The following is a 25807-nucleotide window of genomic DNA, read 5'->3' on the forward strand; positions in this document are numbered from 1 at the left end:
TCGTTGGACCCGCTTACCCTAGAACGCCTCCGCCGGCAGCGCCATCATGGTGTCGGCGCCGGTGGAGATGCGGGCCAGATGCGCCGCGGTCTCCGGCATCACGCGCTCCATGAAGTAGCGGGCGGTGACGATCTTGTGCTCGTGGAAGGCGGCCGTGTCGCCGGCGCCCTCGGCAAGCTTCTCCTGCGAGACCTTGGCCATGCGGCCCCACAGATAGCCCAGCACCACGAGGCCGAAGAGATGCATGTAGTCGGTCGAGGCCGCGCCGGCATTGTCGGGCTTGGCCATGGCGTTCTGCATCAGCCACATGGTCGCCGCCTGGAGGTCGTTGAGGCCCTTCTTGATGGACTTGGTGAAGGGCGCCATGGTCTCGTCGGCGCGGTTTTCCTCGCAGAATTCGCCGACCTCCTTGAAGAAGGCCTGCACGGCGCGGCCGCCGTTCAGCGCCAGCTTGCGGCCGACGAGATCGAGCGCCTGGATGCCGTTGGCGCCTTCGTAGATCATGGCGATGCGGGCATCGCGCACGAACTGGCTCATGCCGTGCTCCTCGATGTAGCCGTGGCCGCCGAACACCTGCTGCGCCATCACCGCATGCTCGAAGCCCTTGTCGGTGAGCACGCCCTTGAGCACCGGGGTCATCAGGCCGAGCAGGTCGTCGGCGGCCTGCCGCTCCGCCTCGTCGGCGGAACGGTGGGCGATGTCGGAGTTGAGCGCGGTCCACAGCACCAGCGCGCGGCCGGCCTCGTTGAAGGCGCGCATGGTCATCAGCGCGCGGCGGATGTCGGGGTGGACGATGATCGGATCGGCCTTGCCCTGCGGGTTCTTCGGCCCGGAGAGCGAACGGCCCTGAAGCCGCTCGCGGGCATAGGCGACGGCGTTCTGGTAGGCGACCTCGGACAGCGACAGGCCCTGCAGGCCGACGCCGAGGCGGGCCTCGTTCATCATCACGAACATGGCCTTGAGGCCGCCGTTCTCGGCGCCGAGCAGCGTGCCCTCGGCCTCGTCATAGTTCATGACGCAGGTGGCGTTGCCATGGATGCCCATCTTCTCCTCGATGGAGCCGCAGGACACGCCGTTGCGCTCGCCCGGATTGCCGTCGGCGTCGAGCTTGAACTTCGGCACGATGAACAGCGAGATGCCCTTCACGCCCTCCGGCGCGCCCTCGATGCGGGCCAGGACCAGATGCACGATGTTGTCGCTCATGTCGTGCTCGCCGGCCGAGATGAAGATCTTCTGGCCGGAGATGCGGTAGGTGCCGTCGCCGTTGGGCACGGCCTTGGTGCGCAACAGGCCGAGATCGGTGCCGCAATGCGGCTCGGTCAGGTTCATGGTGCCGGTCCAGCCGCCGTCGATCATCTTCGGCAGGAAGGTCTGCTTCTGTGCCTCGCTGCCATGGGCGACGATCGCCGCGATCGCGCCCTGCGTCAGGCCCGGATACATCATCAGCGCCATGTTGGCCGAGGACAGATATTCGCCGACGGCGGCGTGCACCGCATAGGGCAGGCCCTGGCCGCCATATTCGGCGGGCGCGGCCAGCCCCATCCAGCCGCCTTCGCGATATTGCTGATAGGCCTGGCCGAAGCCCTTGGGCGTGGTCACGGAGCCGTCGTCGTTGCGGGTGCAGCCTTCCGTGTCGCCGATGCGGTTGAGCGGCAGCATGACGTTCTCGGCGAGCTTCGCGCCCTCGGCCAGAATGGCCTCCAGCACGTCCGGCGAGGCGTCGGCGAAGCCGGGCAGGTTGGCATGGTTGGGATAGCCCAGCACCTCGTTGAGGAGATAGAGCGTGTCCTGGACCGGTGACTGGTAAATGGGCATGCGGTTCCTCCACCCGTGGGACTGATGCGGGCGCTCGCGGCGCACTGAATCCGATGATGGCACAGATATAGCAAATATTGACGTTTGCGTAAACGTCAATCTTGCAGGAGGCGCATGCCGCTGCGGAAATCGCCGCCGTGCCGGGCCAAGCCATGGCGTGACCGGCGGGAGGTGGCGGGCAGGCAGGTAAGGGAGCTGTCGCAAGGAAGGCAAGAAAGAGCCGCCGATCGTCGGGCGGCCGGGGCCGGATCAGCTTACGGCGACCAGCGGCGGGCGGCGCATCAGGCTGCGCAGCAGGGCCAGCGTCGCGTCGGCATTGGCCGCCCTGCCGAACAGGAAGCCCTGTCCGGCCAGGCAACCGAAATCGAGCAGGCATTGCGCCTGCGCCTCTTCCTCGATGCCCTCGGCCACGACGTCGATGCCGAGCCCCTCGCACATCGACAGTATGGCCCGGATGATGTGCTGCGAGGGCAGGTCGTCGAGCAGGGACGAGACGAAGGCACGGTCGATCTTGAGCTTGTCGAAGGGGAATTCGCGCAGCCGGCCGAGCGAGGACTGGCCGGTGCCGAAATCGTCGAGGGCGACGTGGATGCCATGGCGGCGCAGGTCGTCGATGATCTTGGCGACCGAGGCCGGGTCGCTCATCAGGCCGGTTTCGGTGATCTCGACCTCCAGCCGGCATGGGTCGAGGCCGGTGCGCTCCAGCGTCGCGAGGATGTGGCGGCCGGTGTTCTGGTCGACGAGCTGCGAGGGGGAAAGGTTGAAGGACAGGAACAGGTCCTGTGGCCAGGCGCTCGCCGTTTCCGCCGCCTTGTGCAGCATGAGCTGCGACAGCGGCCCGATGATGCCGCGCTCCTCGGCGATGGGGATGAACACCGCCGGCGACATCGGCCCCAGGTCCCTGTCGGTCCACCGCGCCAGCGTCTCGAAGCCGATGATGCGCCGCGTCGCGAGATTCACGATCGGCTGGAAATGCGGTTCCACCTCGCCGACCGAGACCGCGCGGCGCAATGCCTGTTCGATATGGGTCACGCGCCGGGCCGCTTCCTCCATCTCGCGCGTGTAGACCATCACCTGCCCGCGCCCCGAGCGCTTGGCGTGGTAGAGGGCGGTTTCGGCCTTGTTCAGCAGGATCTCGGTGGTCTCGTCCTGCGAGTAGAACAGCGAGCAGCCGGCCGAGGCCGACAGCCGGGCCGTGCGTTCGCCGACGTCGTAGGGGGCGGACAGGATCTCGATCAGCGTGCGCGCCCGCTCCGACACCGCCTCTTCGCTGAACACCATGGGGCACAGGAAGGCGAACTCGTCGGCCCCGATGCGGCAGACCGAGGAGTGGCTGTCCATGGACGCGCGCAGCCGCATGGCGATCTGGGCCAGGATGTGGTCGCCGGCCTGGTAGCCGAACAGATCGTTGATCGGCTTGAAGCCGTCGAGGTCGAGTATGCCGATGGCGAAGGGGGCGGGATCGTCGGCCCGGTCGCGGATCAGGCGCTCGACGCGGTCGCAGAAGCGCCGGTGATTGCCCAACCCGGTCAAGGCGTCGGTCGAAGCCAGCTCGTTGCCGTCCCTGCTGATCTGCCGGCTGCCAAACGGCGTATGCATTGCGCTTCCTGGAAAGGGTAAAAAGAGGCTCGTGGCGGACCTTGGCAGCAAAGCCTTTAGGAAAAGTATCCGGCGAAATCATATTTCACGATTGCGAAATTCTTCGCCGGCCGCCGCATTGGCAGGGCCCGCCAACTTCCTTATATCTCACGCCTCGTACCCCTCGGAGACTCCCCCATGCCGCTCAAGATCGCGGTCCAGATGGACCATATCTCCACCGTGTCGATAGAAGGCGACACCTCTTTCGCGCTGTCGCTGGAAGCGCAGCGGCGTGGCCATGTTCTCTACCACTATACGCCCGACCGCCTGTCGCTGCTCGACGGCAAGGTGTTCGCCCGCATCGAGGAAATGACGGTGCGCGACGAGAAGGGCAATCATTTCACGCTGGGCGAGCCGGTGCGCACCGATCTCTCGGAAATGGACGTCATCCTGCTGCGCCAGGATCCGCCGTTCGACATGAACTACATCACCACCACGCACATACTGGAGCGCATCCATCCGGCCACGCTGGTGGTCAACGATCCGGCGTGGGTGCGCAACAGTCCGGAGAAGATCTTCGTCACCGAATTCGCCGACCTGATGCCGCAGACGCTGATCACCAAGGACCCCGGCGAGGTCGCCGCCTTCCGCCGCCAGTTCGGCGACATCATCATCAAGCCGCTCTACGGCAATGGCGGCGCCGGCATCTTCCATCTGCGCGACGACGACCAGAACCTGTCGTCGCTGCTCGAAATGTTCTCGCAGATGTTCCGCGAGCCGTTCATCGTCCAGCGCTACCTCAAGGACGTGCGCAAGGGCGACAAGCGCATCATCCTCATCGACGGCGAGCCCGTCGGGGCCATCAACCGGGTGCCGGCCGACCATGAATCGCGCTCCAACATGCATGTCGGCGGCCGTGCCGAGAAGACGGAGCTGACAAGCCGCGAACGCGAGATCTGCGAGGCGATCGGCCCCGCGCTGCGGGATCGCGGTTTCATTCTGGTCGGCATCGACGTGATCGGCGACTATATGACAGAGATCAACGTTACCTCGCCGACCGGCATCCGCGAGGTCAGGCGTTTCGGCGGCGCCGACATCGCCGCCCTGTTCTGGGATTGCGTGGAGGCGAAACGAAGATGACCGGCGACAGCACAAGGGAAGCCAGGGAAAAGCTGGCGCAGGCCCGCGAGGTCATCGCCTATCTGCTGGAGCGTGCCGGGATGGACGGCGCGGAAGGCCAGCGGGCGCTTGCCTATTTCGACGGCGACGGCTTCGACCGGGACTTTCTGCCGTGGCCGCGCCATGAGGGGGAATCGCTGCATCCGGACGAACTCAACGCCACCAATGACGATTGAGGACGGGGACGACTGAGCGCTTACTGGAAGGCGATCGCCTGGAGCGCCGAGCCGTTGCGTTTCAGCCACGCCTTGCAGCGTGGCGTATCCGGGCACAATTCCTCGCACAGCTTCCAGAATTTCGGGCCGTGGTTCATTTCGCGCAGATGCGCGACCTCGTGCGCCACCAGATAATTGATGACCGGGCGCGGCGCCATCATGATGCGCCATGAGAAGGACAGCGTGCCGTCGGCCGTGCAGGAGCCCCAGCGGCTCGACGTGTCCTTGAAGCGCACCGCCTTGGCCTTGCGGCCGACCGCGGCCGTGTGCTTGTCCACCAGCGCGCCGATCTCGCGGCGGGCCTCGCGCTTGAGGAAATCCGCCACGCGGCGCGGCAGGTGGACGCGCTCGCCATGGACGACGAGCACAGGGCCGGTCTCGTCCGCGCCGATGGCAACCGTGCCGCGCCTGCCCGGCTCGTGCACGATCAGGTGCGGCACGCCGTAGAGCGGCAGCTTGACGCCGGGCCGCACCTGCGGCCGGTCCGGCACCTTGGCCAGCTTTTCCTCCAGCCAGCCCTGATGGCGGTTGAGGAAATTGTCGACCTCGCCGACCCGCAGTCCCGGCGGCACGGTGATGCGCAGGCCCTGGCCGCCGGCATCGATGCGCAGGGTCAGACGGCGCGCGCGCCCGTTCTCGACGATCCGCAGCGGCAGCGTGCGCCCGCCAACCGTGTGCTCGCGCAGCTCCACCGGTTGCGGCGCGGGCTTCGCGGTCCTGTTGAGATTGCGAAAGAAGCCGAAGGACATGGCGCTACCATAGGCGATTCGCCGGCGGGATGGATGGGGGATGAAAGGGTCTAAGCGAACGGCGCCGCCGAAGCGACGCCGCCTGCAAATGCCGTGGGCCGGCAAGATCAGTCGTCGAGCAGATTGTCGTCCGGCTTGCCGCGCTTCTTCGGAGCCTGCGTTGTGGGCGCGGTCGCGCGGTTGCGCTGGGCCATGAAGCGGTCGAACTCTTCCTGGTCCTTGGCGCGGCGCAGTTCACGCGCATATTCGTCGAACTCGTTCAGCATCTCGTCGAGCTTGCGGCGCTCTTCGTCGAGACGGGCCAGTTCCTTCTCGCGCCAGTCGTCGAAGGCGACGTTGCCGGTGCGGGTGTGGCCCCAGCGCTGTGCCTTGTCGGCGCCCCGGCGGCAGCCGGCGAAGATGCCGTCGGTCGCGCGGTTGACGTCCTTCTTGAAGCCTTCGAGCCGGTCGCCCCAGATGATGTAGGCGAGCATGGCAAGGCCGAGCGGCCAGAACACCATGAAGCCGATCACCATCAGCGTGATGGTCGCCGGCGTCCAGGCCGGGCGGATCAGTGCAGTCGTGTTCATTTTCTTCGCGTTCCTTCAGTTGGAGCCAGCCGTTCCGGCTGCCTGAAAACGAGATGGGAAGGCGAAAAAGGCGATTCAAGACAAAATCCGCGTCACCCGTATATGCGGTTGATGCCGTTGTCTTTTTTCGCGGGTCGGGCAGGTGGTGGAAATGCGCCTGCCTGCCTATGCCTCCGGCTGGCTGGCGCGGGCCGTCATCTCGCGCACCGCCCCGATCAGAAGCTCGATGTCCTGGGGCCGCGACAGGCGGTGGTCGCCGTCGGGCACGAGCGACAGCGTCACGTCATCCGCCGGCAGCAGGCTGACCAGCTTGAGCGCATGGCCGTGCGGCACGGAATCGTCCAGCATGCCCTGCAGGATATGGACCGGGCAGTGGGTGTCGATCGGGCCGCCCATCATGAGGTTGTCGCGACCGTCCTCGATCAGCGCGCGCGTGTAGATATAGGGCTCGTCCGCATAGTCGGACGGTATCTGGAAGTAGCCCTGCTCGGCCAGGTCGCGGCGCTGGTCGCCGGTCATGGCCGGCTCCACCAGCTCGGCGGTGAAGTCTGGCGCCGGCGCGATCAGCACCAGTCCCCTGACGCGGCTTTCGCCGGCCTTGAGCAGTTCCTGCACCATGCGCAGCGCGACCCAGCCGCCCATTGACGAGCCGACCAGAACCTGCGGGCCGCGGGTGTAGCGGGCGAACACCGCGAGGCTCTCGCGCAGCCATTTCGAGATCGTGCCGTCCTCGAACGCGCCGCCGGATTCGCCATGGCCGGAATAGTCGTGGCGCACGAAGGCCCGGCCCTGTCCGGCGGCCCACTCGGCCAGCGCCTCGGCCTTGGTGCCCAGCATGTCGGACTTGTATCCGCCCAGCCAGACCACGCCGGGCACATCGCCCTCCTGACGGCGCACGGCGATGGATGTGCCGTCGACATCCAGGAATTCGACTTGCGATGCGATCATGACAGGCTTCCTTCCGCTTGCCCTTGTTCCTCCGGCCGGACCGCGCCGCCAGCGATCGGCGGTCCGGGAAACCTTCCCGCGATTTCTTCGTCCCATGCCGACAGATGCAATTCCGATGCAGGCACTTGCAATGGAGTATGGTGATTTTTGCTGTTCGCTGTGCTATTGACACCGCGCACGCGCTCCCCACATAGGCGCGTCCGTATGCGCAGATCAACAGTTCGAGGAGAATACGACCATTCGCAGACCTTTCAAAGCAGCAGCGCCCGTCAAGGAAGGGCCGCGCGCTAACCGGGACATCAGGGTCCCCCGCGTCCAGCTTATCGATGCCGACGGCAACAACCGCGGCGAACTTGCCACCAGCGAAGCCCTCATGCTGGCCGAAGAGGTCGGGCTGGACCTCGTCGAGATTTCCCCCAATGCCAATCCGCCGGTCGTCAAGATCCTCGACCTCGGCAAGCTGAAATACGCCACCCAGAAGAAGGCGGCGGAAGCCCGCAAGAATCAGAAGGTCATCGAGATCAAGGAGATCAAGATGCGCCCGAACATCGACGACCACGATTACGAGGTGAAGATGCGCGCGGCGCGCCGGTTCTTCGAGGACGGCGACAAGGTCAAGGTCACGCTTCGCTTCCGCGGCCGCGAGATGGCGCATATGGAACTTGGCATGCAGCTCCTCAACAAGGTGCGCGAGGAGACCGCGACCATCGCCAAGGTCGAGGCCGAGCCCAAGCTCGAAGGCCGCCAGATGATGATGGTGCTGGCGCCGCGCTGACCGTCACCCGCAGGCGCGCCGCTTTCTCTCCCCCGCCGGCCCGAGGCCGGATCAGGGGGAGGGCGCCTCTTTCCTGCCTCAAGGCCGTGTTCATGCGATCGAGGAAGCGCGATCCGGGGTGAGGTCATGGGCGAAGGCATCGTCAAGCAGCAGGCCGAAAGGCCGAACCTGAGCGGTTACCAGCGCGCCCGCCGCCGTATCCTCGCGGTCCTGGTCGTGCTGTTGTGCGCCCTGCTGCTGGTCGGCCAGTCCATCTATCCGCCCGAATCCGTCGTCCACGAAACCATCGAGATGTTCGGCATATTGCTGATCTTCCTCGGCATCGTCGGGCGGCTGTGGTCGACGCTCTATATCGGCGGCCGCAAGTCGGCCGAGGTGGTGACCGGCGGCCCCTATTCGATCACCCGCAATCCGCTCTATGTGTTCTCGACTCTGGCCGCCGCCGGTGTCGGCGCGCAGATGGGCTCGCTGACCGCCATGTTCGGCTTCGCGCTTTTGTGCGCCTTCGCCTTCCATTTTGTGATCCTGCGCGAGGAACGCTTCCTGAAGGAGGTGCTGGGCGCGCCCTACGAGGCCTATCTGGCCCGCGTCCCGCGCTTCATTCCCGACCTGTCGCTCTATGACGAGGGCGACACGGGTTCGTTCCAGCCGCGCCTGCTCAAGACCACGCTGCTCGACGGGCTGGTGTTCCTGCTGGCCATGCCGGTTTTCGAATCCATCGACGGCGCCCAGATGGCCGGCATCCTGCCGGTGCTGTTCACCGTGCCGTAAGGGGCGGTTTCGTCGCGCAGGCAAGGTGTTGCGCTTGCGCCCGCTTTGCCGTATAGACCCGCCGTTCAGGAAAGCCGCCCGGCAGGGCATGCCGTGGCGGTTTCTTATGCTTTCCAGGCTTTGGTCGGCCTGGAACGCCTAGCCTCGATTGTGAGGCATTCAGAAAAGGACAAGCAAAATGCCCAAGATGAAGACCAAATCGTCCGCCAAGAAGCGGTTCAAGATCACCGGCACCGGCAAGGTGCTTTCGGCTGCCGCCGGCAAGCGCCACGGCATGATCAAGCGTACCAACAAGTTCATCCGCGATGCCCGCGGCACCATGGTTCTCGCCGAGCCGGATGCCAAGAAGGTCATCAAGAATTTTCTGCCGAACGGCGGCGGCCTCTGAGCCGGTTGGAACGATTTAAGGAGATCATGACATGGCACGTGTAAAAAGGGGCGTTACCGCCCACGCCAAGCACAAGAAGGTCCTGAAGGCCGCTTCCGGTTTCTACGGCCGTCGCAAGAACACCATCCGCATCGCCAAGCAGGCGGTCGAGAAGTCGCTGCAGTACGCCTATCGCGACCGCAAGAACCGCAAGCGCAATTTCCGCGCCCTGTGGATCCAGCGCATCAACGCCGCGGTGCGCGAGCACGGCCTGACCTACGGCCGTTTCATCGACGGCCTCAACAAGGCTGGCATCGAGATCGACCGCAAGGTTCTATCGGACATGGCCATTCATGAGCCGCAGGCTTTCGCCGCGCTGGTGGCGAAGTCGAAGACCGCGCTGGAATACCTCAAGGACACCACGCCGAACGCTTTTGAGAGCGCTGTAGCTTAAGCCAGCGTTTTCCCGAAGCTTCTGCAACAACACGATTTGGGAAACCCGCGCTGGCAGGGCTGGCGCGGGTTTTCTTATGGAATGCGATGAGCATGCACGCAAAAGACAACACAGGGGCGCTCTCCGCCGAAGGTCTGGCAAGCCTGCCGGGCCTTGTCGCGGCGTATGCGCATCTGCGCGTGGCGTGCGTCGAGGTCGAGGGCCGGCGCCTCTGGATCAAGCGCTACGATGTCGAGCGCATGCCCTTCGGCAAGGTGCTGCATGCGCTGGTCTCGCCGCTGCTTCCGGTCTTCCTGCGCTCGTCGGCGCGCGCGGGGGGGCAATCCGGGCTGGAGCGCGAGCGGCGCAAGATGGAACGCTTCCGCGCTGCCGGCTTCCCGGGCGCCGATATTCTGTCCAGCGGACCATCGGTGCTGGTGCTTTCCGATGTGGGCGAAAGCGCCCAGAAGCGCCTCGGCGAACTGCGCTCCATGGATGCCGCCGCCCATGACGACTTGCTCGTCAGGCTTGCGCAGGGGCTGGGCGAGGCGCATCGCGCCGGGCTGTGCCACGGCAGGCCGCACCCACGCGACATGTTCCTGGCACAGGGCCGCGTCGGCTTCCTCGACTTCGAGGAGGAGCCCGAGGCGGTCATGTCGCTGCCGATGGCGCAGGCCCGCGACCTGTGGCTGCTGTTCCTGCAAATATCGTCGCGCGCCGCCCTGCCGGGCGCGCAGATGCGCGCCTTTTCCGCCTGGCGCGCCGCCGCGCCCGCCGCCGTGGTGCCGGCGCTGGCGCAGCTCGTCGGCTTCTTCCACCGCTGGATGGCGCCGCTGCGGCTGCTGCCCGAAAGCCTGCTCGGCAAGGACGCGCTCTATGCGGTGCAGGCCACGTCTTTCCTGAAAAGCGCGCTCGATGCCGCCGCGGCACCCGCGTCTTCCCTTCAAGCCACCGGCCGCGAGCGGCCAAGAGGACAATCATGACGGATATCGACCAACTCGAACGAACGCTGTCGGATGCGATTGCCGGCGCCGGCGACGAAGCCGCATTGGAAGCGGTTCGCGTCTCGGCGCTGGGCAAGAAGGGCTCGGTCTCGGAACTGCTGAAGACGCTGGGCGCGATGAGCCCGGAGGAGCGGCAGGTGAAGGGCCCGGCGATCAACGGCCTCAAGAACCGCGTCACCGAGTCCCTCTCCGCGCGCCGCGCCGAACTGCGCGACGTGGCCATCGCGGCGCGGCTGGAGGCCGAGAAGGTCGACGTGACGCTACCCGTGCGCGCCTCGCCGGCCGAGCGCGGCCGCATCCATCCGATCAGCCAGGTGATCGACGAGATCGCCGCCATCTTCGGCGACCTCGGCTTCGCCATCGCGGAAGGGCCGGACATCGAGACCGACTACTACAATTTCACCGCGCTGAACTTCCCCGAAGGCCACCCGGCGCGCGAGATGCACGACACCTTCTTCTTCCAGCCGGACGAGAAGGGCGAGCGCAAGGTGCTGCGCACCCACACCTCGCCGGTGCAGATCCGCACCATGGAGGCGCAGAAGCCGCCGATCCGCATCGTCATCCCCGGCAAGACCTACCGTCAGGATTCGGATGCCACCCACTCGCCCATGTTCCATCAGGTCGAGGGGCTGGTCATCGACAAGACCGCCAACGTCGCCAACATGAAGTGGGTGCTGGAGGAGTTCTGCAAGGCCTTCTTCGAGGTGCCGCAGGTGAAGATGCGCTTCCGCCCGAGCTTCTTCCCCTTCACCGAGCCGTCGCTGGAAGTGGACATCCAGTGCGACCGCTCGCGGCCGGGCGAGGTGCGCTTCGGCGAGGGCAGCGACTGGATGGAAATCCTCGGCTGCGGCATAGTCCACCCCAATGTGCTGCGCGCCGGTGGGCTCGATCCGGACGAGTATCAGGGCTTCGCCTGGGGCATGGGCATCGACCGCATCGCCATGCTGAAATACGGCATGCCGGACCTGCGCGCGTTCTTCGACGCCGATGTGCGCTGGCTGCAGCATTACGGCTTCCGCCCGCTCGACATGCCGACCCTGTTCGGCGGACTGAGCAACTGATCGAGCGGCAAGGGACAGAAAAATGAAGTTCACCCTCTCCTGGCTGAAAGACCACCTCGAAACCGAAGCCACGCTCGACGAGATCGTCGAGCGGCTGACCGCCATCGGGCTCGAGGTCGAAAATGTCGATGACAAGGCCGCCCTCAAGCCCTTCGTCATCGCGAAGGTCCTCACCGCCGAAAAGCACCCCGACGCCGACAAGCTGCGCGTTCTGTCGGTGGATACCGGATCGGGCGCGCCCGTTCAGGTCGTGTGCGGCGCGCCCAATGCGCGGGCCGGCCTGGTCGGCGCCTTCGCCGCGCCCGGCACCTATGTGCCCGGCATCGACGTGACGCTCTCGGTCGGCAAGATCCGCGGCGTCGAGAGCCACGGCATGATGTGCTCGGAACGCGAATTGCAGCTTTCCGACGAGCATGACGGCATCATCGACCTGCCGGCCGATGCGCCGGTTGGCACCGCCTATGCGAGCTGGGCGGGGCTGGACGATCCGGTCATCGAGATCAACCTGACCCCCAACCGTCCCGACGCGACGAGCGTCCAAGGCATCGCCCGCGATCTCGCCGCCTCCGGCCTCGGCAAGCTCAGGGAGGCTCCGGTCGAACCCGTCGCCGGCAAGGGCGAATGCCCGGTGAAGCTGACCATCGAGGCGCCCGACCTGTGTCCCGGCTTCGCGCTGCGCCTCGTGCGCGGGGTGAAGAACGGTCCCTCGCCGAAGTGGATGCAGCAGCGGCTGCTGGCCATCGGCCTGCGGCCGATCAACGCGCTGGTCGACATCACCAACTACGTCACCTTCGACCGTGGCCGGCCGCTGCATGTTTTCGACGCCGCCAAGGTCGCCGGCAATATCACCGTGCGCCATGGCCGCGAGGGCGACAAGGTGCTGGCGCTGGACGGGCGCGAATACGAGCTGACGGCGGACATGTGCGTCATCGCCGACGACAATGGTGTCGAATCCATCGCCGGCATCATGGGCGGCGAGCATTCCGGCTGCGACGAGAACACCACCGACGTGCTGATCGAATCGGCGCTGTGGAATGCCCTCAACGTCGCCCGCACCGGCCGCACGCTGGGCATCATCACCGATGCGCGCTATCGCTTCGAGCGCGGGGTCGATCCCGAATTCATGGTGCCGGGGCTGGAACTGGCCACCCGCATGGTGCTGGACCTGTGCGGCGGCGAGCCGACCGAGACGCAGGTCGTCGGCTATGCCGGCCACACGCCGAAAATCGTCTCCTTCCCGCTGTCGGAAGTGAAGCGGCTCACCGGCCTCGACGTGCCGGGGGACGAGAGCCTGTCGATCCTCACCCGGCTTGGCTTCAGGCCGCTCGGCCATGGCGACGTGGTCGATGTCGAGGTGCCGTCCTGGCGGCCGGATGTCGACGGCAAGGCCGATCTGGTGGAGGAGGTGATGCGCATCCACGGCGTCGACGAGATCGCGCCGCGCCCGCTGTCCAGCCATGATGCGGTCAACGGCAAGATCCTCACCACCTTGCAGGTCCGCAGCCGCTTCGCCCGGCGCGCGCTGGCCGTGCGCGGCATGCTGGAGGCGGTCACCTGGTCGTTCATTCCGGCAAGGCACGCCGAACTGTTCGGCGGCGGGCAGGAGGCGCTGAAGCTCGCCAATCCGATCGCATCGGATATGTCCGACATGCGCCCGTCGCTGCTGCCCGGCCTGATCGCCGCCGCCCAGCGCAACGCGGATCGCGGCATGGGCGACGTCGCCCTGTTCGAGGTGTCCGGCACCTATGAGGGCGACACGCCCGAAAAGCAGCGCCGCGTCGCCGCCGGCATCCGTCGCGGCACGGCGAAGCTGGACGGCTCCGGCCGCCACTGGAACGGCAACGCCGCCCCCGTCGGCGTCTACGACGCCAAGGCCGATGCCATCGCCGTTCTGGAAGCCTGCGGCGCACCGGTGGACCGCTTGCAGATCGAAGCCGCCGCCCCCGGCTGGTATCATCCGGGCCGTTCGGGCGTCATCAAGCTCGGCCCCAAGGTGGTGCTCGGCCATTTCGGCGAGTTCCATCCGAAGACGCTGGAAGCGCTCGACGCCAGCGGGCCGCTCGCCGGCTTCGAGGTGTTCGTGGACGCCATCCCCGAGCCCAAGGCCAAGCCGACCCGCACCAAGCCGAAGCTGGAACTGTCCGCGTTCCAGGCGGTGAAGCGCGACTTCGCCTTCGTCGTCGACAGGACGGTGGAGGCCGGCGCGCTGGTGAAGGCGGCGTTGGCCGCCGACAAGAAGCTGGTCACCGATGTCGGCGTGTTCGACATTTTCGAGGGCGCAGCGCTTGGCGAGGGCAAGAAATCCATCGCCATCGAAGTCACCATCCAGCCGGTCGAGAAGACCCTCACGGACGAGGATTTCGAAGCGCTGGCCGGCCGCATCGTCGAGAATGTGAAGAAGCAGACCGGCGGCGCGCTGCGGGCCTGATCTGCCTGAAGAACGAAGAAGCGGGCAGGCGGATCGCTCCGCCTGCCCGCAATCGTTTCAGCCGTTGGTGAGCGCGAGCGCTTCTTCGGTGTAGCGCTTGCCGGCCACCTTTTCGGGCGAAAGTGCGTCGCCGATATTGGCGACCTCGGTGTCGCTCAGCCGTATCTCCGCTGCCGCGACATTCTGTTCGAGGTGGGCGATGCGGCGCGCGCCGGGGATCGGCACGATGAAATCGCCCTGATGCAGCACCCAGGCAAGCGCCAACTGCGCCGGCGTCACGCCCTTGCCCTCTGCCATCTGTTCCAGCAGCGCCACCAGTCTCGAATTCGCTTCCATCGCCTGTGCCTGGAAACGCGGCAGGGTGCGGCGCCAGTCATCTTCGCCGAGGACTTCCGCCTTGCGGATCGTGCCGGTGAGCAGGCCGCGCCCAAGCGGGCTGTACGGCACGAAGCCGATGCCGAGGTCGCGGCAGACGGCGAAGATCTCGCCTTCCGGCTCGCGGCTCCACAGCGAATATTCGCTCTGCACGGCGGCAATCGGGTGAACGGCATGGGCGCGCCGCAAGGTCTGCGCGCTCACCTCCGAAAGGCCGAGCGCGCGCACCTTGCCCTCCCGCACCAGATCGGCCATCGCGCCCACCGTGTCCTCGATCGGCACCGAGGGATCGACGCGGTGCTGATAGTAAAGATCGATGACGTCGATGCCGAGGCGCTTCAGCGACGCTTCCGCTACCGCCTTGACGTGCTCGGGGCGGCTGTCCACGCCCACCATGCGCTCGGCCCCGGTGCCTTCATCGCTGATCCTGAAGCCGAACTTGGTGGCGATGGTGACCTTGTCGCGCCTGCCCTTCAACGCCTTGCCGACGAGGCGTTCGTTCTCGAACGGGCCGTAGACCTCGGCCGTGTCGAAGAAATCGACGCCGATCTCGACGGCCCGGTGCAATGTGGCGATGGACTCCTTTTCCTCCTGCCCGCCATAGGCGAAGCTCATGCCCATGCAGCCGAGGCCGACGGGATTGACGGTGAGTTCCGGTCCAAGTTTGCGTGGTTGCATCTGCAAGCCTCCTTTGTGGGATGCGGCAGAGATAGGAGCCAAGCCGCCGTTCGATAATCCGTTTGTTTGAGCACTGGCTGTTCTGTATTTTAGATTAATGTCGCGTCATGAGCTTTCCCATCTCCCGGTCTTCGCGGCGGTCGCCCGGAACGGCAGCTTCCGGGCCGCCGCACGGGAACTGGGCATTGCCCCGTCGGCCGTCAGCCATGCCGTTTCGGCGCTGGAGGCGCGGCTGGGCGTACGGCTTCTGGCGCGCACGACGCGCAGCGTCGCGCTTACCGAGGAGGGGGCGGTCCTGCTGGAGCGGCTGCGGCCGGCGCTGTCGGAGATCGACCTTGCGCTGACGCAGGCGGTGGAAGCGCGTGACCGGCCGGCGGGAAACCTGCGCCTGAACGTTCCGCGCACAGCCGCCGAGCTTGCGCTGGCGCCGCGCCTTGGCGCCTTCGCGGCCGCCTATCCGGATATCAGGCTCGAGATCGTCAACGAGGACCGCTTCACCGATGTCGTGGAAGGCGGCTTCGATGCCGGCGTGCGGCTTGGCGAAAGCCTGCAACGCGACATGATCGCCGTGCGCATCGGGCCGCAACTGCGCAGCGCGGTCGTCGCGGCGCCCTCCTATATCGAGAGCAGGGCGCTGCCGCGTCATCCGCGCGACCTTGCCGGCCACCGCTGCATCCGCTTCCGCTTTTCCAGCGGCGTCATCTATCGCTGGGAGTTCGAAAAGGCCGGCGAGGAGGTCGTCATGGACGTGGACGGCCCGCTGATCCTCGGTGAGGACAGGGGGATCGTGCAGGCCGCGCTCGACGGCGCCGGCATTGCTTTCCTCTTCGAGGATTATGTGCGCCAGCCATTGGCCGAGGGCCGGCTGGTGCGCCTGCTGGAAGACTGGTGCCCGCCCTTTGACGGGTTCTTCGTCTACTATCCCAGCCGCAAGCAGATGCGCCCGGCGCTTCGCGCCTTCGTGGATTTCTTTCGCTGGCGCGACTAAAACCTGTTGTGGCGACCGCTTGGCATTTCCGCCCCTTTGGGGCAAATCCGGGCCGGCAATTCTGGAGGCAGTAGCATGTTCCGCTGGGGTATCCTTTCGACGGCGAAGATCGCCCGCGACCATCTGTTGCCGGCCATCGCCGCTTCGGAAAACGGCGTGGTGGCAGCCATCGCCAGCCGCGACCCGGCCCGCGCCCGGCAACTGGCGGACCGGTGGAATGCCCCGCACGCCTTCGGCTCCTATGAGGAGCTGCTGGCCTCTGCGGAGGTGGATGGCGTCTACATTCCCCTGCCGACCTCGCAGCATGTCGAATGGGCGGCGAAGGCCATCGAGGCCGGCAAGCATGTGCTGGTGGAAAAGCCGCTGGCGCTGAAGGCCGCCGACATCGCCCCGCTGATCGCGCTGCGCGATCGGCACAAGGTGCTGGTCAGCGAGGCCTTCATGGTCGTTCACCATCCGCAATGGCTCAAGGTGCGCGCGCTGATCGCGGAAGGGGCCGTCGGCCGGCTGCGCCATGTGCAGGGCGCCTTTTCCTACTTCAATGTCGATCCGCACAACATGCGCAACCAGCTCGATCTCGGCGGCGGCGCGCTGCCGGACATCGGCGTCTATCCGGTCGTGACGACGCGCTTCACGACGGGCGGCGAGCCTGTGCGGGTGCAGGCGGCCATCGAGCGCGACGCGACGTTCGGCACCGACATCTATTCCTCGGTGCGCGCCGATTTCGGCGGTTTCGAACTGTCCTTCTATCTCTCGACGCAGATGGCCGCCCGCCAGATCATGGTGTTCCACGGCGACAAGGGCTTCATAGAAATTGCCTCCCCCTTCAACGCCGGGCTCTATGACGACCAGCGGGTGACGCTGCACAACCAGGACCACGATGCGGCGCAGCTGTTCCGCTTTCCCGGGGCACAGCAATATCGCCTGCAGGTCGAGGCTTTCGTCCGCGCGGCCGCCGGCGGCAGGGACCGTGTCTTCACGCTGGAGGACTCGGTGGCGAACCAGAAGGTCATCGACGCCATCTTCCGGGCCGGCACGCATGACGGCTGGGAGCCGGTCTGAGCCCTCCATGAGCGCCGTTTCGCTGCCGGAGCTTCCGGTCACCGCCGCTCTGGCCGATCTCGCCGCAGCGCTCGACAAGGGCAACAAGGCGGTGCTGGTCGCGCCTCCGGGTGCCGGCAAGACGACGCTGGTGCCGCTGGCCCTGCTCGAGGCCGGCTGGCGTAACAGTGGCACCATCGTGCTTCTGGAGCCACGCCGGCTGGCCGCGCGCGCCGCCGCGAGGCGCATGGCGTCCCTGCTCGGCGAGGAGCCGGGTGGTGTGGTCGGGTATGCCATGCGCATGGAAAAGCGCGTGTCGGAGCGCACCCGCATCCTTGTCGCCACCGAGGGCGTGCTGGCACGCATGATCCTCGACGATCCCGAACTGCCGGGCGTCAGGGCGGTGATCTTCGACGAGTTCCACGAACGCTCGCTGGATGGCGATTTCGGTCTCGCGCTGGCGCTCGACGTGCAGGGTGCGCTGCGTCCCGATCTGCGGCTGCTGGTCATGTCGGCGACGCTGGACGGCGCGCGCGTGGCAAAACTGCTGGACGGCGCGCCGGTGATCGAGAGCGAGGGCCGGTCGTTCCCGATAGACATCCGTTATCAGGAGCGCCCCGCCGGCACCCCGGTCGAGGACGCCATGGCCGCCGCCACTCGCGCGGCCCTTGCCGAGGAGACCGGCAGCGTGCTCGCCTTCCTGCCCGGCCAGCGCGAGATCGAGCGCACCGCCGAACGGCTGGAAGGCCGCGTCGGGGTCGATACCGATATCGTGCCCCTTTACGGCATGATGGACGCCAAGGCGCAGGACGCCGCCATCCGCCCGCCGCCGCCCGGCCGGCGCAAGGTGGTGCTGGCCACCGCCATCGCCGAGACATCGATCACCATCGACGGCGTGCGCGTCGTCATCGACAGCGGGCTGGCGCGGCTGCCGCACTACGAGCCGGCCAGCGGGCTGACGCGGCTGGAGACGGTGCGGGTGTCGCGCGCCTCCGCCGACCAGCGCGCCGGCCGCGCCGGCCGCACCGAACCCGGCGTGGCGATCCGCCTGTGGCGGGCCGAGCAGACGGCAGCGCTGCCCGCCTTCACGCCGCCGGAAATCCTCGCCGCCGATCTGTCAGGGCTGGTGCTTGATTGCGCGGCCTTCGGCGTTGCCGATCCCGCCAGCCTCGCCTTCCTCGATCCGCCTCCCGGCCCGGCGCTCAACGAGGCCCGCAACCTGCTGCGCACGCTGGGCGCCGTCGATGCGGACGGCCGCCTCACCGAAGCCGGACAGGCGATGCGCCGCCTCGCCCTGCCGGTGCGGCTTGCGCATATGGTGGCCGAGGCGGCCCGAAGCGGCGATGAGCGGGATGCCGCCGTGCTCGCCGTGCTCCTGACCGAGCGCGGACTGGGCGGCGACAGCGTCGATCTGGAGCGGCGGCTGATGCGCCTTGCCGGCGAACGCTCGCCGCGCGCCAATGCGGCGCGGCAATTGGCCGAGCGGCTGGCGCGCAGCGCCGGCAAGGGTTACAGGGGTGGGGACCCTTCCACCCCCGGCGCCCTGCTGCTCCATGCATGGCCGGATCGCGTCGCCAAGGCGCGCGGCGAGCGCGGGCGCTTCGTCCTCGCCAATGGCTCGGGCGCCATGCTCGATGCGTCCGATCCGCTGGCCGGAGAGCCTTTCCTCGTCGTCGCGGACTCGCAGGGCAAGGCGCAGAACGCGCGCATCACCGCAGCGGCCGCCGTCGGCGAGGACGATATCCGCGCCTTGCTCGGCCACGACATCGAAAGCCGCCGCGAGACGCTGTTCGATCTGGAGCGCCGCAGCGTGCGGGTGCGCGAGCAGAGCCGGCTCGGTGCCATCGTGCTTTCCGAGCGCATGCTGCCCGCCCCGAAGGGTGACGAGGCGAATGAAGCCGTGCTCGATGCGGTGCGCGCCCACGGGCTCTCCATCCTGCCATGGGACAGGCAAGCGACGACGCTGCGCCAGCGCCTGTCCTGGCTGCACAAGGGGCTGGGCGAGCCCTGGCCGGACATGGCGGACGAGGCGCTCGTTGCCCGGCTGGAGGAATGGCTTTTGCCCTTCCTGAACGGCGCGGCTTCGCTTTCCTCCATCGGCGGCGGCGCGCTTGCAGACGGCCTCACCGCATTGGTGCCGCATGATTTGCAGCGGCGTATCAATGCGCTGGCCCCCACCCATTTCGACGCGCCGTCGGGCAGTCGCGTGCCGATCCGCTACGATGGCGAGCAGCCGGTTCTGGCCATCCGCGTGCAGGAATTGTTCGGACTCAGCAAGCATCCCGCCATCGCCGGCGGCACCGTGCCGCTGACGCTGGAGCTGCTGTCGCCTGCGCACCGGCCGATCCAGACGACCCGCGACCTGCCCGGCTTCTGGCGGGGCTCGTGGGCCGATGTTCGCTCCGACATGCGCGGGCGCTATCCCAAGCATGTCTGGCCGGAGAACCCGCTGCTGGCTGAGGCCACCAGCCGCGCCAAGCCGAGGGGCACGTGAGCGCGACAGGAGGCTTGCCGGATGCCGGCTTCCGGACCATCATGCGGTTTCAAGCATAAGGCAGGCTCATGTCTGGTTTTCGCCGTCAGCTTCCCTCGATGACGTCGCTGGTGGTGTTCGAAGCCGCCGCGCGGCAGTTGAGCTTCACCCGCGCCGCGGCCGAACTCGGCATCACCCAGGCGGCGGTGAGCCGTCAGGTGCAGGCTTTGGAGCAGAACCTGGGCTTCCAGCTTTTCCGCCGCCTGCACCGCTCGATCGAACTGACCGAGCGCGGCCAGACCTTGTCGAAGTCCATGTCCGAGGCGCTGGGCACCATCACCCGCACCGTGCAGTCTCTGACCGCCGAAACCAGCGCCGGCGAACTGGTCATCTCGGCGTCGGTGGCCTTCTCGCATTTCTGGCTGCTGCCGAAGATTTCCGACTTCCGCCGCCGGCACCCCGAGATCCGGCTGAAGGTGATCAGCCAGGACGCCAATGTGAACCTGCTGCGCGAGGACGTCGACATCGCTATCCGCTACGGCGAGGGCAACTGGCCCGACGGGCGGGCGATCATATTGTTCAATGACGATGTTTTCCCGGTGTGCAGCCCCGACTATCTGGCCGCCCACGGCTCGCCCGACTGTGTGGCCGATCTCACCCGCCACAGCCTGATCGTCAGCGATTCTCCCGATCCGAGCTGGATCGGCTGGGACCGCTGGCTCAACGCCTTCGGCCACGGTGCCGCGCCCCGCAATGTGACGTTGAGCTGCAGCTTCTACACCGACGCCATCCATGCCGCGATGCGCGGCGAAGGCATCGCGCTCGGCTGGCACAGGCTGGTCCACGATCTTCTGTTGCAGAACCGGCTGGTGCGCGTCTCCGCCGAGTCGCTGCGCACGCGCGAATCCTACTTCGTGGTGCTGCGCAACGGCCAGCCAGTCAAGCCGCAGGTGGATGCCTTCCTGCGCTGGATCCGTGCGGAGCGCGCCCAGCCGGACATCGTCCAGCCGGAAGCCGTTGCAGCCTTCTCCGAGGCGTAGGGTCCCGGTTTCTTTCATTACGGGTTGCATTACATGGTGTAATGCCTATCATTCGGGGCCTTGGGGTTTACAACCCTGGGGTAAGCTTGAAATCATGACCCTCAAAATAGAAAGCCGACCGGCTGGGAACCCGGGACGAGCATTGGGGGCAGGAACGATGAGGAGACGAGTCATCCCAGTATCGAAATCAGGCTTTTCCGCTCGTGGGAAAGCCGACTGCCAGGCAACGCCCGGCGCCTTCCACATCTTCCCGGATGGGAACCGCGCCGAAATCTTCACTTTCCGCACTCCGGCATATGAATGCGCCACCACCGGCGCCCCGGCAATCGCTCCCGTTTCACCGGGAGGCCGCCCTTGATGCACGGAACGCAGACCCCGGAACCTCCGACCAGTTCGCAATCGGCCAGACGCATCGAGGTGCGCGGCGTCAGCAAGGCCTTCGGCACCAATGCCGGCGAAGCGCTCGAACTGGCGCGCCAGGGCGTTTCCAAGGGCGACATCCTCAAGCGCACCGGCGCGGTGCTCGCCATCAACAACGTCTCCTTCTCGGTCGAGGCCGGCGAGATCTTCGTGGTCATGGGCCTGTCCGGCTCGGGCAAGTCCACGCTGGTGCGCTGCCTCAACCGGCTGCACGATCCGTCCGTCGGCTCCATCGAGATCGACGGCGAGGACATCGTCAACGTCTCCGAGGATCGCCTGCGCGAATTGCGGCTCGGCAAGATCACCATGGTGTTCCAGCATTTCGCGCTGCTGCCGCACCGCACCGTGGCCGAGAATGTCGAATACGGGCTCAAGATGCGCGGCATGGCCAAGGCCGAGCGGCGCGAGAAGGCGCTGAAGGCGCTGGAGAATGTCGGCCTTGCCGGCTGGGGGGACCGTTACCCCTCCAACCTCAGCGGCGGCATGCAGCAGCGCGTCGGCCTTGCCCGGGCGCTGGCGCTCGATCCCGAGATCCTGCTCATGGACGAGCCGTTCAGCGCGCTCGATCCGCTGATCCGGCGCGACATGCAGGGCGAGCTGATGGAATTACAGCGCCGCTACCGCACCACCATCATCTTCATCACCCATGACCTCAACGAGGCGCTGACGCTCGGCGACCATGTCGCGGTGATGAAGGACGGCCGCCTGGCGCAGGTCGGCAGGCCGGCCGAGATCGTGCTCAACCCGGCCGACGACTATGTCGCCGCCTTCACCCGCGACATCGACCGCGGCCGGGTGCTGCCGGTGCGCACGGCGATCCGCAGCACCGACGATCCTGCCGCGCTGCAGGAACTGGTCGAGAAGGGCGCCGTCACCATCGAGGGCAGCCGCCCCTTGCATGAGGCCTTCAGCCTCGCGTCCGAAGGCGGCCCGATCGTGGTGCTGGGCGCCGAGGGCCGGCCCGAAGGCCGGGTCGATGCGGCCGACATCGCCTCGGTGCTCGCCGGCGACCAGGCCGAGCAGGATCCATCCAGGCAGGGGAGGCAGTGACCATGTCCGACACGATGAACACGCTTCGCGCCGCCACCGACTTCGCCCGCCCGTCCCGCTACGGGGAACTGCCGCTCGACGACTGGATCCAGATGGTGGTCAAGGATTGGCTGGTGCCGATGCTGCGGCCCTTCTTCCGCCTCGTGCAGATGCCGATCCAGATGCTCATGGACAACCTCCAGGCGCTGCTGCTCGCCATCCCCTTTGCCGTGTTGCTGGTTCTGGTCGTGCTGGGCGCCTGGCGCGCGGCGGGCAGGGGTGTGGCCCTCTTCACGCTGGTGTCGCTGCTGCTGCTCGAATGGATCGGCATATGGCGCGAGACCATGGTCACGCTGGCCATGATCATCACCGCCGTGGTGTTCTGCATCATCGTCGGCATTCCGGCCGGCATTCTGGCGGCGCGCAGCGACAGGGCCGCGGCCATCATCCGGCCGATCCTGGACGTGATGCAGACCATCCCGTCCTTCGTCTATCTGGTGCCGATCGTCATGCTGTTCGGCGTCGGCATGGTGCCGGCCGTCATCGCCACCATCATCTTCGCCCTGCCGCCGCTGGTGCGCCTCACCAATCTCGGCATCCGCCAGGTGCAGGAGGAACTGGTGGAGGCCGGCCGCGCCTTCGGCTCGACCTCGCGCCAGATCCTGTGGGAGATCCAGCTTCCGCTGGCGCTGCGCACCATCATGACCGGCGTCAACCAGACGCTGATGCTGGCGCTGTCCATGGCCGTGATCGGCGCGCTGATCGGCGCCGGCGGCCTCGGCCTCATCGTCAACACCGGCCTCGGCCGGCTCGATGTCGGCTATGCCAGCGTCGGTGGCCTCGGCATCGTGCTGATGGCGATCATCCTCGACCGGGTGACGCAGGCGCTGGGCGAAACCGGAAACGAGGGCAAAGGCAGGGGAGGCTGACGGTCTCCCGCCGCATGCCCCTTAGCAATGCATGGAGAACTCGCAAGACATATCGACGGACGACCAAGTCCCAATTCACCCAACGCCAGAACAGGGAGAAACATGAAATGGCCGGAAACAGGATTCTTTACGGTATCGGCGCGGCACTGACGGCACTGACGCTCAGCGTCTCGCCGCTGGCTGCGCAATCGCTGCCGGGCGAAGGCACGACCGTGCGCATGGGCCAGCCCACCTGGGACACCGAGTGGTTCCAGGCCCAGGTTTACAAGAAGGCGATGGAAGCGCTGGGCTATACGGTCCAGGGTCCGACGGCGCTCGACAATCCGCCCTTCTACCAGGCGCTCGGTCAGGGTGACATGGACTTCTGGGCCAGCGGCTGGTTCCCGCTGCACAACACCTATCTGGACGAGATCAAGGGCAAGGCCAGCACTGTCGGCTATGTCGCCAAGGGCGGCGCGTTGCAGGGCTATCTGATCGACAAGAAGACGGCCGAGGAGCACAACATCCGCACCGTCGACGACTTCAAGAAGCCCGAGGTCGCCAAGCTTTTCGACGACAATGGCGACGGCAAGGCCGATCTGGTCGCCTGCCCGCCGGGCTGGGGCTGCGAACTGACCATCACCCACCAGATGGAAGCCTACGGGCTGGGCGACACGGTCGAGCCGATCAAGGCCGCCTATTCCGCCTCCATGGCCGATGCCATCAGCCGCTACGAGCAGGGCAAGCCGATCTTCTTCTACACCTGGACCCCGAACTGGACGGTCGGCATGCTGAAGCCGGACGAGGACGTGGTGTGGCTCGAAGTGTCGAAGCCGTCGCTGCCGGAAGACCAGAAGGAAATGGAGTCGCAGACCTCCATTCCCGACGTGAAGGGCTGCGCCAGCAACCCCTGCCAGATGGGCTGGCCGGCCAACGACATCCAGGTCGTCGCCAATGACGAGTTCCTGGAGAAGAACCCGGCCGCCAGGAAGCTGTTCGAGGAGATGAGCATCCCGCTGGAGGACATCTTCGCCCAGAACGCCCAGATGTATCAGGGTGCGGACAAGCCTGCCGATCTGGAGCGTCAGGCCGACGAATGGATCAAGGCCAACCAGCAGACCTTCGACGGCTGGATCGAGGCCGCCAAGGCCGCCGCCCAGTAAGCGGAGATCGCGATCAGGGCTGCTCTGCGGAGTCGGCCCCCTCATCGTTGCAAAAGCCGGCGGTACATTCCGCCGGCTTTTTTGCACATGGCCGCTTGGCGGAACAGGCGTTCTCATTTCTCAATCGGCTGCAACCGGATTGCAATTTTTACGCAAGTCTGTTCCCGCGATGTTCCTCGAAGGGGTATCAAGATGCATTTCTCCCGCATCCGGCGGCGCGATGAGCCGGCTTCGGAAAAGCGGAATTTGTTGTCCGGGCAACAACCTTCCGCACCCGGCAGGCAGACTTGACGCCTCCCCACCGGAACAGGCGTTCTCTTTTTTCAATCCGGTACAACCAGAATGCACTTTTACCACGATTTTGTTCCCTTAATGTTCTTGAAGAGGGCGGCAATTCGTGCTTCTCTTCTGCAACCGTCCGGTGTGGGGACGATCGCAGGCGGTGAGCCGGCCAATCGCTTGGTGATTGGCAGCAGGCAGCCACTACGACCTGCCGATCGCGCTCGGCCTGATGGCGGCGCTGGGCGTGGTGCCCGGCGATGCGCTGGCGGCCTATGTGGTGCTCGGCGAATTGTCGCTCGACGGCACCATCGCCCCGGTGGCCGGCGCGCTGCCGGCGGCCATTGCCGCCAATGCCGGGGGCAGGGGCCTGATCTGCCCGCATGAATGCGGCCCGGAAGCCGCCTGGGCCGGCAGCGAGATCGACATCCTTGCGCCCCGCAGCCTGATCGCGCTGGCCAATCATTTCAAAGGCACGCAGGTGTTGTCGCGTCCGGAGCCGGGAATACGCGCCGGCGGCACCGATCTGCCGGATCTTGCCGACATCAAGGGCCAGGAAAGCGCCCGCCGTGCGCTGGAAGTGGCTGCCGCCGGCGGCCACAATCTCCTGATGGTCGGGCCGCCCGGCTCCGGCAAGTCGATGCTCGCCCAGCGCCTGCCGTCCATCCTGCCGCCGCTGTCGCCGCGCGAATTGCTCGAAGTGTCGATGATCGCCTCCGTTGCCGGCGAGCTGGCCGAGGGCCGGCTGACCGACCGGCGTCCGTTCCGCGCCCCGCATCATTCGGCCTCGATGGCGGCTCTGGTCGGCGGCGGGCTGCGGGCGCGGCCGGGGGAAATCTCGCTCGCCCATCACGGCGTGCTGTTCCTCGACGAATTGCCCGAATTCTCGCCGCAGACGCTCGATGCCCTGCGCCAGCCGCTGGAAACCGGCGCCTGCATGATCGCCCGCGCCAATCATCGCGTCAGCTATCCGGCGCGCATCCAGCTCGTCGCGGCCATGAACCCGTGCCGCTGCGGCATGGCGGGCGAGCCGGGCTTCCGTTGCGCGCGCGGCGAGCGCTGCCGTACCGAATATCAGGCACGCATTTCCGGGCCGCTGCTCGACCGCATCGATCTCAGGATCGAGGTGCCGGCGATTTCTGCAACTGATCTGATCCGGCCCGGCAAATCGGAAACCAGCGCCTCCGTCGCTGCTCGGGTGGCGCGGGCCCGCGAGCTCCAGCGCGTGCGCTTCGAGGCATCGGGCGCGGACGGCGTGCTCACCAACGCCCAGTGCCCGCCGTCGCTGATCGAGACCGTTGCCGCGCCGGATCAGGCGGGGCTGGCCCTGTTGCAGGACGCCAGCGAAAAACTCGGCTTCTCCGGCCGCGCCTACCATCGCGTGCTGAAGGTGGCGCGCACGCTGGCCGACCTCGACGGCAGCGAGGACCTCGGGCGGATCCATCTGGCCGAGGCGATTTCCTACAGGATGGACAGCCAGCGTCTGGCGAATGCGGCCTGAAGCATTTTGCAGCCAGACGG

Annotated in this window: 22 protein-coding genes and 1 pseudogene; 17 read left to right on the forward strand and 6 right to left on the reverse strand. The window is 66.7% G+C overall.

What is annotated here, in order from left to right; all coding sequences use genetic code 11:
• Positions 1 to 18: 18 nt before the first annotated feature.
• Together ABID37_RS10645 and ABID37_RS10650 are read right to left on the reverse strand one after the other, a co-directional pair.
• Positions 19 to 1815: an acyl-CoA dehydrogenase gene (locus ABID37_RS10645; RefSeq protein WP_354194457.1), complete on the reverse strand. Its 1797-nt coding sequence runs from the start codon at positions 1813 to 1815 to the stop codon at positions 19 to 21.
• A 249-nt stretch (positions 1816 to 2064) separates the two neighbouring features.
• Positions 2065 to 3414, reverse strand: a complete 1350-nt coding sequence (locus ABID37_RS10650; RefSeq protein ID WP_354194458.1) for a putative bifunctional diguanylate cyclase/phosphodiesterase — start codon at positions 3412 to 3414, stop codon at positions 2065 to 2067.
• Positions 3415 to 3591: 177 nt separating this feature from the next.
• Between ABID37_RS10650 and gshB the strand changes: the two genes are divergently transcribed.
• Both gshB and ABID37_RS10660 read left to right on the forward strand, forming a co-directional pair.
• On the forward strand, positions 3592 to 4533 hold the full coding sequence (gene gshB / locus ABID37_RS10655) for a glutathione synthase (protein ID WP_354194460.1): 942 nt from the start codon (positions 3592 to 3594) through the stop codon (positions 4531 to 4533).
• Positions 4530 to 4748, forward strand: a complete 219-nt coding sequence (locus ABID37_RS10660) for a hypothetical protein (RefSeq protein WP_354194462.1) — start codon at positions 4530 to 4532, stop codon at positions 4746 to 4748. The genes gshB and ABID37_RS10660 overlap by 4 nt, the downstream gene beginning before the upstream one ends.
• A gap of 20 nt (positions 4749 to 4768) precedes the next feature.
• Here ABID37_RS10660 and ABID37_RS10665 read toward each other — a convergent pair whose 3' ends face one another.
• The 3 genes from ABID37_RS10665 to ABID37_RS10675 form a co-directional block, all read right to left on the reverse strand.
• Positions 4769 to 5536, reverse strand: a complete 768-nt coding sequence (locus tag ABID37_RS10665; protein WP_354194463.1) for a M48 family metallopeptidase — start codon at positions 5534 to 5536, stop codon at positions 4769 to 4771.
• 107 nt (positions 5537 to 5643) lie between these two features.
• A complete protein-coding gene (locus ABID37_RS10670; protein WP_354194464.1) occupies positions 5644 to 6105 on the reverse strand; it encodes a DUF2852 domain-containing protein in 462 nt (153 codons plus the stop codon).
• Between the two features lie 165 nt (positions 6106 to 6270).
• Positions 6271 to 7053, reverse strand: a complete 783-nt coding sequence (locus tag ABID37_RS10675; RefSeq protein ID WP_354194466.1) for an alpha/beta hydrolase — start codon at positions 7051 to 7053, stop codon at positions 6271 to 6273.
• 238 nt (positions 7054 to 7291) lie between these two features.
• On the opposite strand from ABID37_RS10675, the gene infC reads away from it, so the two are divergent.
• The 7 genes from infC to pheT all read left to right on the forward strand — a co-directional run bounded on the left by infC (position 7292) and on the right by pheT (position 13892).
• A complete protein-coding gene (gene infC / locus ABID37_RS10680) occupies positions 7292 to 7828 on the forward strand; it encodes a translation initiation factor IF-3 (protein ID WP_354194761.1) in 537 nt (178 codons plus the stop codon).
• A gap of 126 nt (positions 7829 to 7954) precedes the next feature.
• Complete coding sequence (locus ABID37_RS10685; RefSeq protein ID WP_354194468.1) at positions 7955 to 8599, forward strand: methyltransferase family protein; 645 nt, start codon at positions 7955 to 7957, stop codon at positions 8597 to 8599.
• 178 nt (positions 8600 to 8777) lie between these two features.
• The gene (gene rpmI, locus ABID37_RS10690) at positions 8778 to 8987 is read left to right on the forward strand and encodes a 50S ribosomal protein L35 (protein WP_354194470.1); all 210 of its coding nucleotides are present in this window, start codon (positions 8778 to 8780) and stop codon (positions 8985 to 8987) included.
• A 31-nt stretch (positions 8988 to 9018) separates the two neighbouring features.
• Positions 9019 to 9420: a 50S ribosomal protein L20 gene (gene rplT, locus ABID37_RS10695; RefSeq protein ID WP_354194472.1), complete on the forward strand. Its 402-nt coding sequence runs from the start codon at positions 9019 to 9021 to the stop codon at positions 9418 to 9420.
• A gap of 92 nt (positions 9421 to 9512) precedes the next feature.
• The gene (locus ABID37_RS10700; protein ID WP_354194474.1) at positions 9513 to 10382 is read left to right on the forward strand and encodes a BUD32 family EKC/KEOPS complex subunit; all 870 of its coding nucleotides are present in this window, start codon (positions 9513 to 9515) and stop codon (positions 10380 to 10382) included.
• Positions 10379 to 11464, forward strand: a complete 1086-nt coding sequence (gene pheS, locus ABID37_RS10705) for a phenylalanine--tRNA ligase subunit alpha (protein WP_354194476.1) — start codon at positions 10379 to 10381, stop codon at positions 11462 to 11464. Before ABID37_RS10700 ends, pheS begins: the two co-directional genes overlap by 4 nt.
• Before the next feature lie 22 nt (positions 11465 to 11486).
• A complete protein-coding gene (gene pheT, locus ABID37_RS10710; protein WP_354194478.1) occupies positions 11487 to 13892 on the forward strand; it encodes a phenylalanine--tRNA ligase subunit beta in 2406 nt (801 codons plus the stop codon).
• A gap of 57 nt (positions 13893 to 13949) precedes the next feature.
• On the opposite strand, the gene ABID37_RS10715 is transcribed toward pheT, so the two are convergent.
• Positions 13950 to 14945, reverse strand: a complete 996-nt coding sequence (locus tag ABID37_RS10715) for an aldo/keto reductase (protein ID WP_354194479.1) — start codon at positions 14943 to 14945, stop codon at positions 13950 to 13952.
• Between the two features lie 97 nt (positions 14946 to 15042).
• Here ABID37_RS10715 and ABID37_RS10720 point away from each other — a divergent pair, with 97 nt between their 5' ends.
• The 8 genes and pseudogenes from ABID37_RS10720 to ABID37_RS10755 all read left to right on the forward strand — a co-directional run.
• The gene (locus ABID37_RS10720; RefSeq protein ID WP_354194481.1) at positions 15043 to 15933 is read left to right on the forward strand and encodes a LysR family transcriptional regulator; all 891 of its coding nucleotides are present in this window, start codon (positions 15043 to 15045) and stop codon (positions 15931 to 15933) included.
• A 75-nt stretch (positions 15934 to 16008) separates the two neighbouring features.
• Positions 16009 to 16995, forward strand: a complete 987-nt coding sequence (locus ABID37_RS10725) for a Gfo/Idh/MocA family protein (protein WP_354194483.1) — start codon at positions 16009 to 16011, stop codon at positions 16993 to 16995.
• A gap of 7 nt (positions 16996 to 17002) precedes the next feature.
• Complete coding sequence (gene hrpB, locus ABID37_RS10730; protein WP_354194485.1) at positions 17003 to 19468, forward strand: ATP-dependent helicase HrpB; 2466 nt, start codon at positions 17003 to 17005, stop codon at positions 19466 to 19468.
• Positions 19469 to 19536: 68 nt separating this feature from the next.
• Positions 19537 to 20487, forward strand: coding sequence for a LysR substrate-binding domain-containing protein (locus ABID37_RS10735; RefSeq protein WP_354194487.1), 951 nt, complete (start codon positions 19537 to 19539; stop codon positions 20485 to 20487).
• Positions 20488 to 20844: 357 nt separating this feature from the next.
• Entirely contained in the window at positions 20845 to 21957 is a 1113-nt protein-coding gene (locus tag ABID37_RS10740; RefSeq protein ID WP_354194489.1) for a quaternary amine ABC transporter ATP-binding protein, read from the forward strand.
• 2 nt (positions 21958 to 21959) lie between these two features.
• Positions 21960 to 22865 (forward strand): ABC transporter permease, encoded by a 906-nt coding sequence (locus ABID37_RS10745; RefSeq protein ID WP_354194491.1) that lies wholly within the window; start codon positions 21960 to 21962, stop codon positions 22863 to 22865.
• 107 nt (positions 22866 to 22972) lie between these two features.
• Positions 22973 to 24007, forward strand: coding sequence for a glycine betaine/L-proline ABC transporter substrate-binding protein ProX (proX, locus tag ABID37_RS10750; RefSeq protein WP_354194493.1), 1035 nt, complete (start codon positions 22973 to 22975; stop codon positions 24005 to 24007).
• A gap of 475 nt (positions 24008 to 24482) precedes the next feature.
• Positions 24483 to 25787, forward strand: a pseudogene (locus ABID37_RS10755) (YifB family Mg chelatase-like AAA ATPase); the annotation flags it as partial.
• Between the last annotated feature and the right edge of the window lie 20 nt (positions 25788 to 25807).

The organism is Aquamicrobium terrae (assembly GCF_040545735.1).
Classification (GTDB): domain Bacteria; phylum Pseudomonadota; class Alphaproteobacteria; order Rhizobiales; family Rhizobiaceae; genus Mesorhizobium; species Mesorhizobium terrae_A.

What these genes read in the sequence shown, in the direction of transcription:
- rpmI (WP_354194470.1), top strand. Translation starts at nt 8,778, where the DNA reads ATGCCCAAGATGAAGACCAAATCGTCCGCCAAGAAGCGGTTCAAGATC.
- ABID37_RS10670 (WP_354194464.1), bottom strand. Translation starts at nt 6,105, where the DNA reads ATGAACACGACTGCACTGATCCGCCCGGCCTGGACGCCGGCGACCATC.
- ABID37_RS10645 (WP_354194457.1), bottom strand. Translation starts at nt 1,815, where the DNA reads ATGCCCATTTACCAGTCACCGGTCCAGGACACGCTCTATCTCCTCAAC.
- hrpB (WP_354194485.1), top strand. Translation starts at nt 17,003, where the DNA reads ATGAGCGCCGTTTCGCTGCCGGAGCTTCCGGTCACCGCCGCTCTGGCC.
- proX (WP_354194493.1), top strand. Translation starts at nt 22,973, where the DNA reads ATGGCCGGAAACAGGATTCTTTACGGTATCGGCGCGGCACTGACGGCA.
- gshB (WP_354194460.1), top strand. Translation starts at nt 3,592, where the DNA reads ATGCCGCTCAAGATCGCGGTCCAGATGGACCATATCTCCACCGTGTCG.
- pheS (WP_354194476.1), top strand. Translation starts at nt 10,379, where the DNA reads ATGACGGATATCGACCAACTCGAACGAACGCTGTCGGATGCGATTGCC.
- ABID37_RS10715 (WP_354194479.1), bottom strand. Translation starts at nt 14,945, where the DNA reads ATGCAACCACGCAAACTTGGACCGGAACTCACCGTCAATCCCGTCGGC.
- ABID37_RS10745 (WP_354194491.1), top strand. Translation starts at nt 21,960, where the DNA reads ATGTCCGACACGATGAACACGCTTCGCGCCGCCACCGACTTCGCCCGC.
- ABID37_RS10685 (WP_354194468.1), top strand. Translation starts at nt 7,955, where the DNA reads ATGGGCGAAGGCATCGTCAAGCAGCAGGCCGAAAGGCCGAACCTGAGC.
- ABID37_RS10650 (WP_354194458.1), bottom strand. Translation starts at nt 3,414, where the DNA reads ATGCATACGCCGTTTGGCAGCCGGCAGATCAGCAGGGACGGCAACGAG.
- ABID37_RS10700 (WP_354194474.1), top strand. Translation starts at nt 9,513, where the DNA reads ATGCACGCAAAAGACAACACAGGGGCGCTCTCCGCCGAAGGTCTGGCA.
- ABID37_RS10735 (WP_354194487.1), top strand. Translation starts at nt 19,537, where the DNA reads ATGTCTGGTTTTCGCCGTCAGCTTCCCTCGATGACGTCGCTGGTGGTG.
- rplT (WP_354194472.1), top strand. Translation starts at nt 9,019, where the DNA reads ATGGCACGTGTAAAAAGGGGCGTTACCGCCCACGCCAAGCACAAGAAG.
- ABID37_RS10720 (WP_354194481.1), top strand. Translation starts at nt 15,043, where the DNA reads ATGTCGCGTCATGAGCTTTCCCATCTCCCGGTCTTCGCGGCGGTCGCC.
- ABID37_RS10675 (WP_354194466.1), bottom strand. Translation starts at nt 7,053, where the DNA reads ATGATCGCATCGCAAGTCGAATTCCTGGATGTCGACGGCACATCCATC.
- pheT (WP_354194478.1), top strand. Translation starts at nt 11,487, where the DNA reads ATGAAGTTCACCCTCTCCTGGCTGAAAGACCACCTCGAAACCGAAGCC.
- ABID37_RS10665 (WP_354194463.1), bottom strand. Translation starts at nt 5,536, where the DNA reads ATGTCCTTCGGCTTCTTTCGCAATCTCAACAGGACCGCGAAGCCCGCG.
- ABID37_RS10740 (WP_354194489.1), top strand. Translation starts at nt 20,845, where the DNA reads ATGCACGGAACGCAGACCCCGGAACCTCCGACCAGTTCGCAATCGGCC.
- ABID37_RS10725 (WP_354194483.1), top strand. Translation starts at nt 16,009, where the DNA reads ATGTTCCGCTGGGGTATCCTTTCGACGGCGAAGATCGCCCGCGACCAT.
- ABID37_RS10660 (WP_354194462.1), top strand. Translation starts at nt 4,530, where the DNA reads ATGACCGGCGACAGCACAAGGGAAGCCAGGGAAAAGCTGGCGCAGGCC.